Source organism: Pseudonocardia aurantiaca, assembly GCF_039526725.1.
Classification (GTDB): Bacteria; Actinomycetota; Actinomycetes; order Mycobacteriales; family Pseudonocardiaceae; genus Pseudonocardia; species Pseudonocardia aurantiaca.
Genome location: NZ_BAAAJG010000013.1, coordinates 1 through 18,794, shown reverse-complemented (window position 1 = coordinate 18,794; position 18,794 = coordinate 1). Strand labels below are relative to the sequence as shown.

At 72.7% G+C, this 18,794-nt stretch carries 13 protein-coding genes and 1 pseudogene; 10 read left to right on the top strand and 4 right to left on the bottom strand.

From position 1 onward, the window contains the following. Window positions 1–35 precede the first annotated feature (35 nt). Window positions 36–875, bottom strand: a complete 840-nt coding sequence (locus tag ABD143_RS21305; RefSeq protein WP_343981133.1) for a hypothetical protein — start codon at window positions 873–875, stop codon at window positions 36–38. 228 nt (window positions 876–1,103) lie between these two features. On the opposite strand from ABD143_RS21305, the gene ABD143_RS21300 reads away from it, so the two are divergent. The 6 genes from ABD143_RS21300 (at window position 1,104) to ABD143_RS21275 (ending at window position 8,690) form a co-directional block, all read left to right on the top strand. Next, the gene (locus ABD143_RS21300) at window positions 1,104–4,490 is read left to right on the top strand and encodes a pyruvate carboxylase (protein WP_343981130.1); all 3,387 of its coding nucleotides are present in this window, start codon (window positions 1,104–1,106) and stop codon (window positions 4,488–4,490) included. Between the two features lie 30 nt (window positions 4,491–4,520). Continuing rightward, entirely contained in the window at window positions 4,521–5,087 is a 567-nt protein-coding gene (gene rsmD, locus ABD143_RS21295) for a 16S rRNA (guanine(966)-N(2))-methyltransferase RsmD (protein ID WP_343981127.1), read from the top strand. Between the two features lie 11 nt (window positions 5,088–5,098). Beyond that, entirely contained in the window at window positions 5,099–5,581 is a 483-nt protein-coding gene (coaD, locus tag ABD143_RS21290) for a pantetheine-phosphate adenylyltransferase (protein WP_343981286.1), read from the top strand. Window positions 5,582–5,652: 71 nt separating this feature from the next. Continuing rightward, entirely contained in the window at window positions 5,653–6,402 is a 750-nt protein-coding gene (locus tag ABD143_RS21285; RefSeq protein WP_343981124.1) for a DivIVA domain-containing protein, read from the top strand. 186 nt (window positions 6,403–6,588) lie between these two features. Next, window positions 6,589–7,557, top strand: a complete 969-nt coding sequence (locus ABD143_RS21280; RefSeq protein ID WP_343981121.1) for a MinD/ParA family ATP-binding protein — start codon at window positions 6,589–6,591, stop codon at window positions 7,555–7,557. A gap of 122 nt (window positions 7,558–7,679) precedes the next feature. Continuing rightward, window positions 7,680–8,690 carry a MinD/ParA family ATP-binding protein gene (locus ABD143_RS21275; RefSeq protein WP_343981119.1) on the top strand — a complete coding sequence of 337 codons (1,011 nt, stop codon included), beginning with the start codon at window positions 7,680–7,682 and terminating at the stop codon, window positions 8,688–8,690. Window positions 8,691–8,773: 83 nt separating this feature from the next. Here ABD143_RS21275 and ABD143_RS21270 read toward each other — a convergent pair whose 3' ends face one another. Together ABD143_RS21270 and ABD143_RS21265 are read right to left on the bottom strand one after the other, a co-directional pair. Continuing rightward, the gene (locus tag ABD143_RS21270) at window positions 8,774–11,119 is read right to left on the bottom strand and encodes a hypothetical protein (protein ID WP_343981115.1); all 2,346 of its coding nucleotides are present in this window, start codon (window positions 11,117–11,119) and stop codon (window positions 8,774–8,776) included. A 355-nt stretch (window positions 11,120–11,474) separates the two neighbouring features. Further along, complete coding sequence (locus ABD143_RS21265) at window positions 11,475–13,325, bottom strand: AfsR/SARP family transcriptional regulator (protein ID WP_343981113.1); 1,851 nt, start codon at window positions 13,323–13,325, stop codon at window positions 11,475–11,477. Between the two features lie 204 nt (window positions 13,326–13,529). Between ABD143_RS21265 and ABD143_RS21260 the strand changes: the two genes are divergently transcribed. Beyond that, on the top strand, window positions 13,530–14,255 hold the full coding sequence (locus tag ABD143_RS21260) for a GntR family transcriptional regulator (protein ID WP_343981111.1): 726 nt from the start codon (window positions 13,530–13,532) through the stop codon (window positions 14,253–14,255). Between the two features lie 9 nt (window positions 14,256–14,264). Here ABD143_RS21260 and ABD143_RS21255 read toward each other — a convergent pair whose 3' ends face one another. Beyond that, a complete protein-coding gene (locus ABD143_RS21255; RefSeq protein ID WP_343981109.1) occupies window positions 14,265–15,680 on the bottom strand; it encodes an NF041680 family putative transposase in 1,416 nt (471 codons plus the stop codon). 399 nt (window positions 15,681–16,079) lie between these two features. On the opposite strand from ABD143_RS21255, the gene ABD143_RS21250 reads away from it, so the two are divergent. The 3 genes and pseudogenes from ABD143_RS21250 to ABD143_RS21240 form a co-directional block, all read left to right on the top strand. Further along, on the top strand, window positions 16,080–17,213 hold the full coding sequence (locus ABD143_RS21250) for a MinD/ParA family ATP-binding protein (protein WP_343981105.1): 1,134 nt from the start codon (window positions 16,080–16,082) through the stop codon (window positions 17,211–17,213). A gap of 5 nt (window positions 17,214–17,218) precedes the next feature. Further along, window positions 17,219–17,725, top strand: coding sequence for a hypothetical protein (locus ABD143_RS21245; protein ID WP_343981102.1), 507 nt, complete (start codon window positions 17,219–17,221; stop codon window positions 17,723–17,725). Between the two features lie 100 nt (window positions 17,726–17,825). Next, window positions 17,826–18,794, top strand: a pseudogene (locus ABD143_RS21240) (hypothetical protein); the annotation flags it as partial.

The window sequence follows — 18,794 nt, the reverse complement described above, 5'->3', positions numbered from 1 at the left end:
GAACCGGTGCGTGACCGCCGGCCGCCGGCGGTTGATCAGGCGGGAAGGGCTCCTCGGGCGGCGGCGTCGAGGGCGACCTCGGCCGGGCGCGGCATGTGGATCACACCGGCGCGGTCGAGCTTGCCGAGCTCGAGGCGGGCCCGGGAGTAGGCGGCAAGGCGTTCCGGGTCGCTGTCGGAGTCGCGGGCCGTGGTGAGCAGCTTGATCACCCGTTCCACCGTGGAGCGCTCCGCGGGGGAGAGGCCCGAGAGGCGGATGCGATCCGCGGCCTCGCGGGCCGCCTTCCACGAGCGTTCGGCGCGGTCCACGGCCGAGACGAACGAGGTGGCGTGCTCACGGGGCGGATACGCGTCGGTCTCCAGGGCTTGGGCCTCGGCGAACGCGTCGACGAACCGCGCGGTGCTCGGGACGGAGACGTCGGCGAGCGCTGGTAGGCGCAGCACCTGCATCGCGTCGCACTCGAAGGCCGCGTACTCGCCGCGTAGCGCGTGGAACCGGTCGCGGGCGCGTCGCCAGACGGCCTTGGGGTCGGGCCGCGCTGCCGGGCGTGCGGGGATCGGCGCGGTGCCTGGCGCTCCCCCTCTGCGTAGGGCGGTGTGGCGGCGTCCGTGCGTCGCGATCAGAGCAGCCACGATCAGCACCGGTGCCGCGTTCACCACGATGAACGCGCCGGCTACCGCGAGCGTGAAGAGCGCCACCATCGCGGCGCTCGCCGCGGCCGCGAGGAACAGGATGCCGAGCACCATCAGGGGAGGCGGTGGTCGGTGGGCCGTCCGCTTGCGACCACGCCGCATCCGCCGGCGCGTGCGGGACGCCTCGCGCAGGCGTCGTCCTTCCGCGAACGCGGCGGCGTGCACCGGCTTGAACGGTGGCATCGCAGGCCCACCCCTCGTCGTCAGGAAGCGATCCGGGACGGCCGGACCGCGGGTTCGCCGGCGCGGCCCGCCTCCGAAGCGTCTTGCGGATCGTGTGGCACCCCTCCTTGGTACAGAAGCACGGCCCACTTCGCACGGGTCCGATCGAGTGCCCGCCGGTAACGTTCGCGTTCGATCGATCTGCGTCGTGCCGTGCGGGTGGGTCGCTGGTCCTCTGAGGGAGGCGCTGTGTTCCGGAAGGTGCTGGTCGCGAACCGCGGGGAGATCGCCATCAGGGCGTTCCGTGCCGCCTATGAGCTGGGCGTGTCCACGGTCGCCGTCTTCCCCTACGAGGACCGGAACTCGCTGCACCGCGCCAAGGCCGACGAGTCCTACCAGATCGGTGATCCTGGTCACCCGGTACGCGCGTACCTCTCCGTGGACGAGGTGATCAAGGCGGCCCGGCGCGCCGGGGCGGACGCGATCTACCCCGGCTACGGCTTCCTGTCCGAGAACCCGGACCTCGCCGAGGCCTGCGAAGAGGCCGGCATCACGTTCGTCGGGCCGCCGCCGAGTGTCCTGCACCTGACGGGCAACAAGGCCCGGGCAGTCGCGGCCGCCCGCGAGGCCGGCGTCGCCGTGCTGAACTCGTCGGAGCCCTCCGACGACGTCGAGACGCTCGTGGCCGCGGCCGACGACATCGGCTTCCCGATCTTCGTCAAGGCGGTCGCGGGCGGCGGCGGTCGCGGCATGCGGCGCGTCACCGAGCCCGGCGACCTGCGCGAGTCCATCGAGGCCGCGATGCGGGAGGCCGAGTCGGCGTTCGGGGACGCCACGGTCTTCCTGGAGCAGGCCGTGGTGAACCCCCGCCACATCGAGGTGCAGATCCTCGCCGACGCCGCAGGCGAGGTCGTGCACCTCTACGAGCGGGACTGCTCGGTGCAGCGCCGCCACCAGAAGGTCATCGAGATCGCGCCCGCCCCCAACCTCGACCCGGACCTGCGCGAGCGGATCTGCGCCGATGCCGTGGCGTTCGCCCGCCACATCGGGTACGTCAACGCGGGCACGGTCGAGTTCCTGCTCGACGAGCGCGGCAACCATGTCTTCATCGAGATGAACCCGCGCATCCAGGTGGAGCACACGGTCACCGAGGAGGTCACCGACCGGGACCTCGTGATCGCCCAGCTGCGCATCGCGTCCGGAGAGACCCTCGCCGACCTGCAGATGAACCAGGACGACATCGTCCTGCGTGGGGCGGCGCTGCAATGCCGGATCACCACGGAGGACCCGGCCAACGGCTTCCGCCCCGACACCGGCACGATCGGCGCGTACCGCTCGCCCGGCGGCGCGGGCGTCCGGCTGGACGGTGGCACGACCCACACCGGCGCCGAGGTCAGCGCCCACTTCGACTCGATGCTGGTCAAGCTGACCTGCCGCGGGCGCACGTTCCGCACAGCCGTGCGCCGCGCCCAGCGGGCGGTGGCCGAGTTCCGGATCCGCGGGGTGTCGACGAACATCCCGTTCCTCGCCGCGGTGCTGGACGACCCCGACTTCCAGGAGGGGCGCGTCACCACGAGCTTCATCGAGGAGCGTCCCGGGCTGCTCACCGCGCGCCAGCCCGCCGACCGGGGCACGCGACTGCTCACCTACCTCGCCGAGACCACGGTGAACCGGCCGAACGGCCCGCGGCCGAAGGTCGTCGAGCCGGAGGAGAAGCTGCCGGTCTGCGATCTCGGCTCCCGCCCGCCTGCGGGCTCGCGACAGCTGCTGCGCGAGCTCGGGCCGGAGCGGTTCGCCGCCCGGCTGCGGGAGCAGACGCCCGTTGCCGTGACCGACACCACGTTCCGCGACGCCCACCAGTCGCTGCTGGCCACGCGGGTGCGCAGCCGCGATCTGCTGGCCGTGGCCCCGCACGTGGCGCGGACGGTGCCGGAGCTGTTCAGCCTCGAGTGCTGGGGCGGCGCCACCTACGACGTCGCGCTGCGGTTCCTCGCCGAGGACCCTTGGGAACGGCTCTCTGCGATCAGCGAGGCCGTGCCGAACATCTGCACGCAGATGCTGCTGCGCGGGCGCAACACCGTCGGCTACACGCCGTACCCGGTGGAGGTGACCGACGCTTTCGTCGAGGAGGCGGCGCGGTCCGGGATGGACATCTTCCGGATCTTCGACGCGCTCAACGACATCGAGCAGATGCGGCCCGCGATCGAGGCGGTCCGGAACAGCGGCACCGCGGTCGCGGAGGTCTGCCTCTGCTACACCGCCGACCTGTCCGACCCGGGCGAGAAGCTCTACACGCTGGACTACTACCTGCGCCTGGCCGAGCAGATCGTCGACGCCGGCGCGCACATCCTGGCGATCAAGGACATGGCCGGGCTGCTGCGCCCGCCCGCGGCGCGGCGGCTGGTCACGGCGTTGCGGGAGCGGTTCGACCTGCCGGTGCACCTGCACACCCATGACACCGCGGGCGGGCAGCTGGCCACGCTGGTCGCGGCGGTCGACGCCGGGGTCGACGCGGTGGACGCCGCGGTGGCGTCGATGGCCGGCACGACATCGCAGCCGTCGCTGTCGGCGCTGGTGGCGGCCACCGACCACACCGACCGCGCCACCGGCCTCTCGCTTGCGGCGGTCGGGGACCTGGAGCCGTACTGGGAGGCGGTGCGCAAGGCGTACGCGCCGTTCGAGGCCGCGCTGCCGTCACCGACCGGGCGGGTGTACCACCACGAGATCCCCGGCGGGCAGCTGTCCAACCTGCGCCAGCAGGCCATCGCGCTGGGGTTGGGTGACCGGTTCGAACTCATCGAGGACTGCTACGCCGCCGCCGACCGGATGCTCGGGCGGCTGGTGAAGGTCACCCCGTCGTCGAAGGTGGTGGGCGACCTCGCGCTGCACCTCGTCGGATCGGGGGTCGAGGCGAAGGACTTCGAGGCCGAACCCGGCGAGTTCGACGTGCCGGATTCGGTGATCGGGTTCCTGCGCGGCGAGTTGGGCGACCCGCCGGGCGGCTGGCCGGAGCCGTTCCGTACCCGGGCCCTGGAAGGCCGCAGCGAGGCCCGACCGGCCACCGAGTTGACCATCGAGGACCGCCGCGGCCTGCGCGAGGACCGCCGCGTCACCCTCAACCGGCTGCTGTTCGCCGGCCCGACGAAGGACTTCGAGAACCACCGCGCCGCCTACGGCGACACGTCGGTGCTCTCCACCAAGGACTTCTTCTACGGGCTGGAGCCCGACCTCGAGCACACCGCGGACCTGGAGCCCGGTGTCACATTGCTCATCGAGCTCGAGGCGATCTCCGAGCCGGACGAGCGCGGCTACCGCAACGTGCTCGCCACGCTGAACGGGCAGCTGCGGCCGGTGTCGGTGCGCGACCACTCAGTGGAGAGCCATGTCAAGGCCGCGGAGAAGGCCGACCGCAGCAACTCGGCGCACGTCGCCGCGCCGTTCGCGGGGGTCGTCACGCTCGCGGTGGGCGAGGGCGACACCGTGTCCGACGGCCAGACCGTGGCGACGATCGAGGCCATGAAAATGGAGGCCTCGATCACCGCGCACAAGGCGGGCAGGGTCACGCGCCTCGCGATCGGCAAGGTCCAGCAGGTGGAGGGCGGCGACCTGCTCATGGAACTGGATGAGCTTTCCTGAACCCCAGAGCGGTCGTGCCACACTCGGTTCGTGACGCGGATCATCGCCGGGGTCGCGGGTGGGCGGCGGCTTGCGGTCCCGCCGAAGGGAACCCGCCCGACGTCCGACCGGGTGCGGGAGGCGCTCTTCTCCGCGCTGGACAACGACCCCGGCCTCGACGGGGCCGCGGTGCTCGACCTCTGCGCCGGGTCGGGGGCGCTCGGCCTGGAGGCGCTCTCCCGCGGCGCCGCGCACGCGCTGTTCGTCGAGTCCGACCGCCGGGCCGCCGGAGTGCTGCGCCGCAACGTCGAGCAGCTCGGCCTGCCTGGCGCGACGGTTGTGGCGGCGGCGGCCGCGACCGTGCTCGCCGCTCCTGCCGAGCGGCCGCACGACGTCGTGCTCGTCGACCCGCCGTACGACGTGCCGGACGCCGAGGTCGCCGGGTGGCTGGCGGCGGCGGAGGCGCACGGCTGGCTTGCCGAGGACGCGACCGTGGTGGTCGAGCGGGCGGGCCGGGGCGGCGCGTTCCCGTGGCCCCCGCCGCTGCGCGCGGTGCGTGAGCGCCGTTACGGAGACACCACGCTGCACACCGCGCTCCGGTACGGTCCCCGCCTGTGAGCGCTCCCGCGATGAAGCGTGCGGCCTGTCCCGGCTCGTTCGACCCGCCGACCAATGGCCACCTGGACGTGGTCGGCCGGGCGGCGGCGCTTTTCGACGAGGTAGTAGTCGCGGTGCTCGTGAACAAGAACAAGAAGAGCATGTTCACGGTCGACGAGCGCATGGCGATGCTCAAGGAGGTCACCGCCGACTACCCGAACGTCAGGGTCGGGTCCTTCCACGGGCTGCTGGTCGACTACTGCAGGGAGAACGGCATCCGCGCGATCGTCAAGGGCCTGCGCGCGGTCACCGACTTCGACTACGAGCTGCAGATGGCGCAGATGAACCAGCGCCTCTCCGGGGTCGACACGCTGTTCATCCCAACCAGCCCCGAGTACAGCTTCGTCTCCAGCTCGCTGGTCAAGGAGGTGGCGACCTACGGCGGGGACGTCGCCCACCTGCTCCCGAAGACTGTGCACCGGCAGCTGCTCGAGCGGATCGCGGAACGGCCCTGAGCTCGGAACTTGACACGCGCGAACGGCACGGAATACGCGGTCCGGCCCGGCCGCGGTGAGAGGATGCACCCGTGTACCGGGTCTTCGAATCGCTCGACGCGCTGGTCACGGTCGTCGAGGAGGCTCGGGGTGTCCCGATGACCTCGAACTGCGTGGTTCCCCGCGGTGACGTGCTCGAACTGCTCGACGACGTGCGCGAAGCGCTGCCGGGCGAGCTCGACGACGCGCAGGACGTGCTCGACCGCCGTGACGAACTGATCGACGAGGCCACCCAGGAGGCCGAGCAGACCCGCACCGGGGCGCGGTCGGAGGCGGAGGAGCTCGTCGCAGGCGCGCGGGCCGAGGCGGAGCAGATGCTCGCCGAGGCGCGCGCCGAGGCCGAGCGGGCGGTCGCGCAAGCGCGGCACGAGGCCGAGCGGGCCGTCGCCGAGGGCCGTCGCCAGTACACGGAGCTGACCGACCGGGCCCAGGCCGACGCCGACCGCCTGGCGCACGCCGGGCGGGCCGCGCACGACCGGTTCATCGCCGACGGGCAGGCCGAGCAGGTGCGTCTGGTGTCTCAGACGGAGGTCGTGCGGGCCGCCCACAAGGAGGCGGCCCGGATCGTCGACGAGGCCGACAGCGAGGCCGACCGGCTCCGCCGCGAGTGCGACGACTACGTCGACACGAAGCTCGCCGAGTTCGAGGACGCGCTCACCAAGGCGCTGCGCACCGTGACCCGCGGCCGCAGCCAGCTGTGGCGCGGCGGCCCGCAGAACGTGTCGCCTGCGGGGGCCGGAGCGGGCGGCCGGTCGGGAACGGGGATGGACCTGATCGACTAGTGCGCACTAGACCCTAACGATCACGGGTCGATCACCACGAGGGCAAAGACCGGATCACCACAAGGTCAAAGACGCGGGACATCGCGTTACGCTCTGCAGGTGGGAAGCCGTCGAGTCGAGCCGGATCCAGCGATCTGGTGGGAGCGCTACGGCCATCGTCTGGAACCGCAGCAGCTTGGGGGAGCAGTGAGTCCGACGGGATCCTCGCCACCGCCGTCCCGTCCGTCCCGAGAGGACGACCGGACCGCGGGGGGTGAGCTGAATGCCGATGCGATTCTGCGGGAGCGGGCGCCGGAGCCGGCGGCCGGGTGGCGGCGGGCGGTGCTGCGCGCCACCGGCGGCCTCGTCAACCCTGGCCCCAGCCCCGCGGAGATCGAGCGGCGCGAGATCCTGCACCGCATCCGCAAGCCGCTGATCCGCTCGCACCGCATCGCCGTCAGCTCGATCAAGGGCGGGGTCGGCAAGACCACAGTGGCCACGCTGCTCGGGCTCGTCATGGCCGAGCACCGCGGCGACCGCGTGATCGTCCTCGACGCCAACCCGGACGCAGGCACGCTCGCCGACCGGCTGACGGGGGAGTCGTCGGTCACGGTCCGCGAGCTGCTGCGCGACCTGGACCGGATCCACTCCTGGACCGAGGTCTCCCGGTACACGAGCCTCGCCGGGCGGCTGCAGGTGCTCGCCTCCGAGCAGGACCCGGCGTCCAGCGACGCGTTCAGCCGCGAGGAGTACCAGCACATCTGCGCGCTCCTCGACCGGTTCTTCAACATCATCATCACCGACTCGGGCACCGGGCTTGTGCACTCGGCGATGGAGGGCACGCTCAAGCTCGCCGACAGCCTCATCGTCGTCGGGGCGCCCACCGTCGACGGCGCGGGCCGCGCGAGCAAGACGCTCGACTGGCTGCTCGCCCACGGGCACTCGGCCCTCGCCTCGGAGGCCGTCGTGGTTCTCTCGTGCGACCGCACCAGCCATGACGTCGACCGGGGTCGCATCCGGCAGCACTTCGAGAGCCGCAGCCGCGCCGTGATCGAGATCCCGCACGACCCGCACCTCGCCACGGGCGGCCGGGTGGAGCTGGGCAGGCTCCGGCCGGAGACCGTCGACGCGCTGTACCGGCTGGCCGCGCTGATGGCCGACCGGTTCGTCACCTGAGCCGACGGGCGGACGCGGTAGCCTCCGGCTGCCGATGATCATCGGGCGGAGCCCGTGACCAGGGGGGAGTGGTTGCCGGTGTGCGGCAACGGGGAAGGTGCGTGGCGACGGAGCGGGCGGCGATGACCGAACCCGACCTTTCCGGTGACCCGGACGTCTTCACAGCACCGGTGGCGCGGTCCTCGGAGCTCAGCGAGGACGCCATCGTCAAGTTCCGCGCCGAGCGCCCCGAACGGGGCTGGCGCGGCGCGCTCTACAAGTCGACCGGCGGCCTGATCAACCCCGGTCTCGGCGCGGCCGAGCGGGCCCGGCGCGACCGTGTGCGCCGCATCCGGCGCACGTTGCCCGGCGCGCACCAGATCGCGGTCAGCTCGATCAAGGGCGGGGTCGGCAAGACCACCGTGTCGGCCTGCCTCGGGCTCATGCTGGCCGAGCACCGCGGCGACCGCGTGATCGCCCTCGACGCCAACCCCGACGCGGGCACGCTCGCCGACCGCCTCAGCGGCGACACCTCGGTGAACGTGCGCGACCTGCTCAACAACCTCGGGCGCGCCGACTCGCTCACCGACGTGGCCCGGTACACGAGCCTCGCCGGGCGGCTGCAGGTGCTTGCCTCCGAGCAGGACCCCGCGATGAGCGAGGCGTTCAACCGCGAGGAGTACGAGCGGGTGTGCGCCGTGCTCACCCGCTTCTACAACATCGTGATCACCGACTCCGGCACGGGGCTGGTGCACTCCGCGATGGAGGGCACGCTCGCGCTGGCCGACAGCCTGGTGATCGTGGGCGCCCCCACCGTCGACGGCGCGAGCCGGGCCAGCAAGACGCTCGACTGGCTGATCGCCCACGGCCACGCGACGCAGGCCGCCAACTGCGTCGTGGTGCTCAGCTGCGACCGCACCAGCAGCGACATCGACGCCGGGCGGGTGCGGGGGCACTTCGAGGCGCGCTGCCGGGCGGTGGTGGAGGTGCCGCACGATCCGCATCTCGCCACTGGCGGCCGCATCGAGCTGTCGCGGCTGCGGCCGGCCACGCACGACGCCTTCCTGGCGCTGGCCGCGCTTCTCGCCGATGGGTTCGGCTCCCGCCCGCCCGCGGCCCCGCTCACGCCCCGGCAGGTGCCGAGCTTGAACTGAGGGTCGGCGCCGATCGTCGAACGCCGGGGCCCGGACCGCTTGTCGCGGTCCGGGCCCCGGCGTCGGTCGGTATCGGTGTCCGGTCAGGCGTTGTTGCTGGAGCTGCTGCCGGAGCCGCCGGAGCCGCCCCCGGAGCGGCTTGAGCTGCCCCCGGAGCTGTTGGAGCCCCCGCTGTCCCCGCCCTTCTTGCCCTTGTTGTTGCTGTTGATGCCGCTGCTTGTGTTGCCGTTGTTGTTGTCGCGGCCGCGGCTGCTGTCGCTGCCGCTCCGCTCGTTCTTGCCGCGGTCCGCGTTGTTGTCGCCGCCGCGGTTGTTGCCCCTGCGGTTGTTGCCGCTGCTGTTGTTGTCGCTGTCGTTGCTACCGCTGCGGCTCCCGCGGTTGTCGTTGCTGCTTGCGTTGTCGCGCCCGCTGCTCGAACCCTGGCTGTCGGAGTTCCCGTGGTCGCGCACGGCGTCGGAGATGCGGCGAGCGGCCTCGCGGATCTGGCTCTCGGCGCCCTGCCGCTGCCGCTCGGCCTTGCCGCTCGGACGGTTGCCGCGCTGGTTGTCGCCGCGCTGGTCCGAGGACCCGTCCGCCTGATCCTGCTCGTCGCCGGTCCGGTTCCGATCGCGCTCGGACTTGCCGACCGGACGCCGCTCGTCGTCGCCATCGTCGGCGGAGCTGTCGTTCTTGCCGCGATCGTCGTCGTTGTTGTCCGACCGGCCGTTGCGGTCCGAACCGTTGCGGTCCGAACCGTTGTCGTCGGAACCGTTGCGGTCCGAACCGCCGAGGGCTCCGGTGAGGGTGTCGGTGACCTTGCTTACCGTGCGGGTCAGCGGCCGGTCGTTGTCCTCGTCGTCTCGGTTGTCGTTCCGGTTCTTGCGGTTGTTGTCGCGGTTATTGTCGCTGTTGTCGTTGGACTGGTCGGACGCGCGCTGCCGCCCGCCGTCGTCCTTCTTCTTGTCGTCGTTGTTGTCGTCGGACTTCGAGCGGTCCGAGCCGCCGCCGAGGACCTTGCCGACAGTGTTCGTGGCGGCCGCCGCCACCTGCTGGACGGGCCCACCGGACTCGCGGCCGGAGTTGTCGCCGGACTTGCTGTCGGAGTTGCCGCCGCCGGAGTTGCGGCTGCGGTTGTTGTTGCTGTCGTCCTGGCGGAAGACGGCGGCGAGCACCGGTCGCTCCGGGTCGGGCGGCGCCGTGACACTGGTGTCCTGCCGCTCCCCGTCGGAGCTGGACCGGCGCTGGGTGATGGCCGGGCTCTCCTGGCGGCCGCTCGCCAGCGGTGCCGGATCCCGGTTGTCGCCACCGCCGTGGCCGTCGGAGCCGTCCTTCCCGCCCTTCTCGATCAGGGCCATGACCTGCTGAACCAGGGGCGCGGTCCGGTCGTCCTCGTCGGGCAGCGGCCTGCTCAGCGCCTCTTGCACGCCGGTCTGGAGGTTCGACAGCTCCTGCACGTTGTGGTTGCGCTGCTGGAGGCGCATGTCGCGTTGCTCGGCGAGCAGCCGAACGGCCTCGCTCTGGTCCGGCCCGGCGACGGTGGTGGGAGCGGCGTTCAACGCCCGCTCCACGGCGTCGAGCTCGGCCTGCGCGGTGGCGAGGTCGGTGGTGAGGCCCGGCAGCGCGCGCAGGGCCGCGAGCTGCGACATGAGGGTGGCGCGCTGCTGCTCGAGCAGCGCCTTGCGGTCCAGGAGGGCGCGCACCGGGGGCGGTGCCTGGTTGCGGATCTCCTCGGGCAGCCGCAGCCAGTTGGCCTCGGTCTGGGCCAAGGCGTCGAGCTGCTGGTTGATGGAGGCGAGGACGACCTCGGCGCGGCCGGCCCACAGGTCGGCCTCCATCACGCCACCGGTGGGATCCACCTGCGGCGGCGGGGCCTGCCGGGGGTTGACCGGAGCGGTGACCTCGGTGAGGACGTAGCCGGTGCCGCCCGCCACCAGGCTGGCGACGGCGATGCTCGCCACCGCGCGCCTGCGCAGTATCGAGGCCGCGGTCCTGCGCTCGCCCTTGGTGCGGCCGGGCTTCAGCGCCTTGGGCTTACGGGCTGCCGCCTTCGCTGTCGCTGCCGCCTTCGGCCCGTCCGGGTTCGCGGCGGCGACGGGCTGGGTCGGCTCGTTCGCGGGGAGCGAGACCGGCGACACCATCCAGGACGCGGCCGGGCTCCAGTCGTCGACGGCCGCCGCGGCGGGCACCTGCGGGGTGACGGCCGGCGGCTGCGGCGCGGCCAGCGGTGCGGGCGGCCGCGGGGCGGTGCTCGGGTTCTCGGCGGTCGGGCTCTCGGAAGCGGGACCGTCAGAGGTCGTTTCGAGTCGAGCGCTGTGGCGCAGCTTCCGAGCTGTTGCCCGGTGCGCCGGCGAGCAGTAGAGACGCGGTGGGCCACCGTCGTCCGGCTGCTCGACGAGCACGCTACAACCTGGTAGTGCGCAGCCTTGTGTGGCGCGTGGCGCGTCTGTCATGTCGTCCCCCCAGGACATTTCGCAGCCGCCGTGTCCTCGTCACGAACGGACCCGCCGGGCACGTACAGTGCCCACGCGACAGGCCGCCGGCCGGGCCCGGGAGCCCCACCACCGTGGTGCTGCTGCGCAGTTGCCCCCCGCGTAGCCCCACCCCTGTTCGCCTGGGTACAGATGTGCGTCATTGAATCAGAGTCTGTCCGATCATACTGCCGCGCCGATGCCAGCACGATGCCAGAACGCATTCGTGACACTCCGTTGCGAGACGTATCCAACTCATTACCTACAGTAATAATTCGGCTATTAGTAATTGCGCGCTCACCATTCCGCGGTGTTGCGGTGCCGCGGGCCGCGGAATTCACAGCACCGGGTCCAGACGGCGGGGTGGCGGGCGGGCCGGGAGGTCGGCGACCCTGCGCGTCCGCCCGCGGTCGTCGGCCGGCTCGTCGCGCACCAGCCGCTCCCTGGCGAATGCGCCGACGAGCGGGTGCAGGTGATACCCGCGTTTCCGGCGTTCCAGCAGGCCCGCCTCGGCCAGCTGCTCCAGGCCGGCGGTCGTGGCCTGCCGCGTTCCGCCGGTCAGGATCGCAGCGACGGCGACGGTGATCTCACCCACCGGGGCGATGCCGAGCAACCGCAGCAGCCTGCGCTCGTCCAGTCCGAGCAGGCGATAGGACGCGGCGAGCGCACCCGCGACGCCGGCGCCGTCCGGGTCCGTGCGCAGTGCCGTGAGCGGGTCGGGACGCAGCTCGTCGAGGTAGGCGGAGATCGGCAGGTGCGGGCGCATGGCGAGCCGGGCCGCCGCCACGCGCAGGGCGAGCGGCAGCCCGCCGCAGACTGCGAGCAGCTCGGAGGCCGCGTCCCGCTGGGCCGCGATCCGCTCGGCGCCGACGATCCTGCCGAGCACGTCCGCGGCCTCGGCCGGGCCCAGCACCGCGAGCGGCACCGGGACGGCGCCGGGTGCGACGAGGAGCCCGGCCAGCTCGTGGCGGCTCGTCACGAGCACCCCGCACGTGGTGCCGCCCGGCAGGAGCGTGCGCACCTGCCTCGGGTCGGCCGCGTCGTCGACGACGATCAGGAACCTGCGGTCCGCGGTGAGCGTTCGGAACGTCGCGGCCGCCTCGTCCTGCCGCCGCGGCAGCGCCGTCGATGGCACACCCAGCGCCCGGAGGAACCGGGTGAGCGTCTCGTCCACATCGGTGGCGAGCCCGTCGCCGTGGGTGCGCAGGTCGGCGTAGAGCTGGCCGTCGGGGTAGTGCTCGGCGAGCAGGTGGGCGGCGTGCAGGGCCACAGAGGTCTTGCCCACCCCGGGCGCGCCCGACACCACGACGAGAGGAGCCCGGTCCGAGGTGAGCGTCCGGGTGATCCGCTCGACCTCGGCCCCGCGCCCCACCAGGCCCGCAGGCGCCATCGGCAGCTGCCGGGGCATCGCGTGCACCTCCGACGGCGCCGTGGTGGCGGGGCCGGCGCCCCGGAGGATCTCCGCGTGCGCGGCGCGCAGTTCGGGGCCGGGGTCGACGCCGAGCTCGTCGGCCAGCAGCCGGGTGACCTCGCGGTAGGCCTCGAGGGCCTCACCCTGCCGCCCGGTCGCGTAGAGGGCGCGCATCCGCTGCGCCCAGAACCTCTCGCGCAACGGGTAGGTGCGGACCAGCCCGATGAGCTCGCCGCACAGCGCGGCCTGCCGGCCGAGCTGCAGGTCGACGTCGATCCGCAGCTCCAGTGCCTGCAGGTACTGCTCGACGAGCCGGGGGACCTCGTTGCGGTGCAGCGCGGGCGACGCCACGTTCATCAGCGGCGGTACGGCCCGCCACAGGTGCAGCGCGTCGGCCAGGTGCGTGGCCGCGGCCTCCGGTTCGCCGCCGCTGGCGGCCTGCGTGCCCTGCTCCACCAGCGCGTCGGAGCGCTGGAGGTCGAGCTGGCCGGGCAGCACCTCGATCCGGTAGCCGTCGGACTCGGTGTGGATCACGGTGCCGGTGGCGGCGAGCGCGCGCCGCAGGCGCATCACGTACTTCTGTACGGTGCCGCGGCCGTCGGCGGGCGGGAGGCCGTCCCAGAGCGTCTCGGTGAGCTCGGCGATCGAGACGGGGCGGTTCGCCTGCAGCAGGAGGGCGGCGAGCACGGTCCGCTGCTTGCCGGGCGCGATGGGGACGACCTGCCCGCTCTGCTCGACCTCCAGCGACCCGAGCACTCGGAAGACCACGTCCGTCATCACGCGACTCCGCCCGTCTGCGCCGTGTTGTCTCATGCGCAGCCTAGAGGATCGTTCTACAATCCATCAATACTTGTGAGCGAGTGATTGCCGGGTCCACGGGGGAGGATCGTTGTACGATCCTTCAAAGCGAACGTTGGCAGAGCGCCGCGGTTCGCCGGTGGTGGCAGGCCCACCTCCGTTCCGACCCGATGGAGGGCTCGAGTGACCACAGACGAGCTGGCGGCCGACAGGGCGCTGCTCACGCGCACGAGCACCGCCGACCGCGTGGCGGCGATCCTGCGCACCCGCATCATCGAGGGCTACTTCCCACCGGGCACCCGGCTCGCGGAGGACTCGATCGGCACCGCCCTCGGCGTCTCGCGCAACACCCTGCGGGAAGCCTTCCGGTTGCTGTCGCACGAGCGCCTGCTCGTCCACGAGCTGAACCGGGGCATGTTCGTCCGCACCTCGACCGTCGACGACGTCATCGACCTCTACCAGATGCGCCGGATCGTGGAGTGCGGCGTCGTCCGCTCGATCACCTCCCCGCCTGCCGACCTCTCGCGGGTCGCGGCCACTGTCACCGACGGCGCCGACGCCCTGCGGCGGGAGGACTGGCGGGCACTCGGCACGGCCAACCTCAAGTTCCACCAGGAGCTGGTCGCGCTCGCCGGGAGCCCCCGCACGAACGAGCTGATGAGCGGGGTGCTCGCCGAGCTGCGCCTGGTGTTCCACGTGATGGTCAACCCCAGGGAGTTCCACGAGCCCTACCGCGAGCGCAACGGCGAGATCCTCGACCGCATCCGGCGCGGCGACGGCCCAGGTGCCGCGGCGGACCTCGAGAAATACCTGCGCGACGCAGAGGAGCAGCTCGTGGAGGCGTTCGCGCAGCAGCAGCTCGCCCCGGTGGGATCAGGAGCCGCGGCCGCGGGTTCCGGCGCGGGCTAGGCTTGAGTTTTAACCGGTGTGTTTCCGGGTGCGGTCCTGTTTGACGGTTTTCCCGACGTCGTAGCGGGGTGCTGGGTGGTGGTTCTTTGAGCCGGGTGGGCGTCCGGGGCCGGGGTGTGAGGGTTTCGGTGCGCTGGCTGGACGGACGGTCTTCGGGTGGAGGTTGCGAAACCCTCGTCGGACTCGTGCGGGGGTCAGGCGGGCGGGCTGGAGGGGTTTCTCCCAGGGCCGGCGCAGGTCGTTGACCAGTGGTCGTGCGAGGCGGAGTTGGGTGTGCGCGGCGATGATCAGCCAGGTCCAGCGGTCAGCGGCTTCGGGGGTGCGGATTTTCGGCGCGGTCCAGCCCAGGGTTTGTTTGAACAGCCGGAAGGTGTGTTCGAGGTCGAAACGGCGTAGGTAGGCCTGCCAGAGCCGGTTGATGTGGTCGGCGGTGGTGGTGGTGGCCGAGGTCCACAGCCAGAGCGGTTTCGGGTCGCGGTCTGCGGGTAGGTGGTGCACCTGCAGCCGGATCAGGGTGCCGGCCATCAGGGGTAGCTCACCGGGGTGGCCCTGCCAGGGTCCGCGTCGGGCCAGGCGTGGGTGGTACTGGTTCCAGGAGCTGGCGTGCGCGCTGCCGTAGCGGGTGGTGTCGGTGCTGGTCTGGTGTGCCGGTGGTGGCCAGGTCTCGGGTCTGGCCAGGGCGAACTCCGGGCCGTGTCGTGATGGGCGGCCCATGGTGCCGGCTGGTCGGGGTAGCGCGGGTGGGTAGTAGACGCGGTCGGAACGGACGCGTCCGAGCAGGTCGACGGGGAGATCCTGCAGGAGGAACGTGAGCCGGGTGATGTCGTATCCGGAGTCGGTGACGATGAGGATGTTCGGATCGTCGATCTGCCAGTGCCCGGCGTTGATGAGCCGGGTGACCACCTCGCGCAGCTGGGTGGCGGTGGCCGCGGTGGCGTCATCGGCGGGGCCTAGACGGACCGCGTCCAGGACCGCGGTCCACGAGGTGGCGCCGCTCTGCAGGGCTACGACGAAGGAGTAGGGCCAGCCCGGGATCAGCTGTGCGTTGTTCTTCGCCCGACCGTAGACGTGGCAGAACAACCGATGTGCGCTGGTCGAGGCTTCGGGACGTAGCCAGGGTGAGACGTCGACCGCCAGCACGATCCGCCCGCCCGCGGCCCTGGGCAACGGCAGCGAGGCCAGCGCCCCGCGGAAACGCCCGGGTTCGAGCCAGCCATGGTTGACCGCGTCGTACATCGCACCATGCCCGCGGCGGTGCTGCGCCTGCAGTGTCAGATCGACCAGCGACGTGACCCGGCCCTCGGCGCACAGCACCGCATCGGTGAGCTCGAACAGCGCATCGGCGCGCGCGGTGAGCGCGGCGTAGAACTCGTGTCGGAACCGGGCGAGGTCCCCCCACGCGACCGTGCGGGACTCATCGTGCACACTACCCACCGCAGCCCTTGTGTTGATCTTCTTCCTTCGACAGAAGCATGATCAACCAAGGGCATGATCAACCGGGGTCGGCGCGTCCCCACCGTCGACAGCCAGAGGGGTTAAAACTCAAGCTAGGAGCGCGCTGAAAAGCTCGGGCCTACTGCGCGGCGCCCAGGCGACCACCTCGCGGCGTTGTCGTCGGGCCCGATACAACAGCGGAATCGGGCCTCTCCTTCGCCTTGCGATGCGGCCACCTGGACGCCGCTCGCTACGGCCGGAGCTTTTCAGCACCCTCCTAGCGGGACCGGCGGCGCTGCGTAAGATTCCGTGCGCGCGTGGTCACGCGCGAACGGCTCGATCCGCTCGGGCCGGACGTCCGGCGCGATGGGCCATCCGGGGTGGGGGGACATGCCGAAGCGAGCCTATGCATCATCCGGCCGGACCGCGGCGGGGAGCGGTGACGGGCCGGCCCCGACCGGTCCCGTCGAGGAGCGGCCGGTGGTCGGCGACGCCGCCCCCGATGATCACCCGGCCGTGCCGCTCAACGCGGGCGTCGTGCCGCCCGGACCGGAGGAGCTCCCGCCGCCGGGGCCGCCCGGCGACCCGCGTGCGGCGAGCGCGTCGGAGCTGACCGACTACACGATCGTCCGGCGCCGGTCCGACAGGCCCGGCTACGGCTGGCGGCGCGCCCTCTACGTCGTCACCGGCGGCACCGTCAACCCCGGCATCGGGTCGGCTGAGCTGCGCAGGCAGGACTGGGCCCGGCGCATCCGCCGCCAGCTGCCCGGCCCCCGCCAGATCGCCGTCGTCTCGATGAAGGGCGGGGTCGGGAAGACCACGGTGACGGCCATGCTGGGGTTGACGCTCGCCGAGCACCGCGGCGACCGGGTCATCGCGCTCGACGCCAACCCCGACGCCGGCACGCTCGCCGGCCGCCTCACCGGCAAGTCCGACTCCACCGTCCGCGACCTGCTCGACAACATCGGCTCGCTGCGCTCGCTGAGCGACGTCGCGCGGTACACCACCCTCGCCGGGCGGCTCCAGGTGCTCGCGTCGGAGCAGGACCCGGCCCGCGGCGAGGCGTTCAACCGGGCCGAGTACGAGCAGGTCTGCGCCGTGCTCGCGCGCTTCTACAACATCGTCGTCACCGACTCGGGCACGGGGATGGTGCACTCGGCGATGGACGGCACACTCGCGCTCGCGAACAGCCTCGTGGTGGTCGGGTCGCTGACCGTCGACGGGGCGAGCCGGGCCAGCAAGACGCTCGACTGGCTGGTGGCGCACGGCTTCGAGGAGATGGTGGCGCGGTCGGTTGTGGTGCTGTCGAGCGACCGGACCAGCCGGGAGATCGACGCGGGGCGGCTGCGCGCGCACTTCGAGGGCCGGGTCCGCGCCGTCGTGGAGGTCCCGCACGATCCGCACCTCGCCACGGGCGCGCGGATCGAGCTCTCCTCGACGTCGCGGGCGACCGCGGACGCCTTCCTGGAGCTCGCGGCGCTCGTCGCCGACGAGTTCGGCGGGCTGCCCCTCCCGCGTCCCTAACGGGGATGGGCTGGCCGATCCGCATGATCGACGGCACCATGCCCGGCGTGGAGATCCGCGCCCTGCCCCGCCTGCTCGCCGCCGCCGCGTTCGCGGCGTTCGCTGCAATGCTGACCGCCGGCTGCTCCGGCAGCGTCCCGGCCGAGCCCACACCGCAGTCACCGCCGCCGGTGACCGCGGTGCCGGCCCCGTCCGGCCCTGCGCGCCCTACTGCAGAACCGCCGCAGGCAGGGGCGGCCAGGTGCCAGGTGACCGCCACGTCCACCGGCTCGATCAGCGCCTCCGGCTCGGGCGGCAGCACCTCCACGATCAACGGGCGAACGTCCTTCTCCTGCGGCAGCGGCCCGATGCTCGGGATCGAGACGGTCGCGGACGCCGGCGTCACCTTCGCAGCGCCCGACGGGACCACGATGACGGTCGCGCCAGGCACGACCGGCCGGGTGGGTGGCTACACCATCGACGTCGCGCGGGTGGCCGGTGGCAGCGCCGAGTTCCAGGTGCTCCAGGAGTGAACGAGCGGCTCCGACGGGGGAGCGCTCCCGGCGAGGCCGGTAGCCTCCACAGCCGGAGATCATCGGGATGGGCCCCCGAGGTCCGGGAACGGGGTGGCGGGTGAGCGGGGACAACACCGGCGGGGGACGGGAACCGGTCCCCGGCGATCCGGACGACCGGCCGGAGGACGCGGCCCCCGCTGTGGAGGCGGGCGACGACTGGCTGGTGGGCGCCTGGTCGGCCGAGCGGTGGAAGGCAGCGGGCCCGCAAGCGGCGGTCTCCGGCCGGGACGCGCCCGACGGGGCCGGCGACGACGAGAGCAGCGAGGAAGACGCGCCGGCGGCTGCAGCGGTCGAGACCCCGATGACGCCGGAGTCCTCGAAGACTCCGGAGGCACCGAAGACCCCCGAGGCCCCGGCGACACCAGAGACGCCGGACACACCCGAGACCACGGAGATCCCGGTCGTCGGACCGGTGGCAGTGGCCGAACCGCCCGCTGGTCCCGCGATCCCGGCAGCGGAGCCCGCACTGCCGGACGGGCCGACCACACCCCCGGCCGCGCCTGCCGTGGACCCCGTAGCCGCGGACTCGGGCGACCAGGAGTCCACCGTGCGCCTCCCGGTGGTCCCTCCCATGGCAGGTCCGCGTCCCGGACCGCCGCCGAACCCGCCGCAGCGTCCGGTCGCCTCCCCTCCCGGCCCGGGGTACGGCCACGGGCCGGTGCGGCCGCGTCCTCCCGTGCCGGGACCTCCCGGGCCAGGTTCGTGGCCGCTGCCCGGTCCGGGCGGTGCCGGACCCACGTACGGGCCGCCCGGGCGCGGGGGGCCGCCACGACCTCCTGGCCAGGGTCCCGCGCAGGGCCCGCCCGCACCGGGCGGCTACGGCCCGGGGCCGGGCGGAGCCCCCGCGCCGCCGTGGCAGCCCGGGTACTCGCAGGCTCCGGGGCACGGACCTGGGGGAGCCGCCGGCCCGGTGCCGCCGTGGCCAGCTGCGCCCCAAGGCCCGCACCCGCACGCGGCCGGGCCGGTGCCCCCGCCACCCCAGCAGCCGAACCCGGCGGCGGGGCCGGGAGCGCCGGGCAGGGCCGGG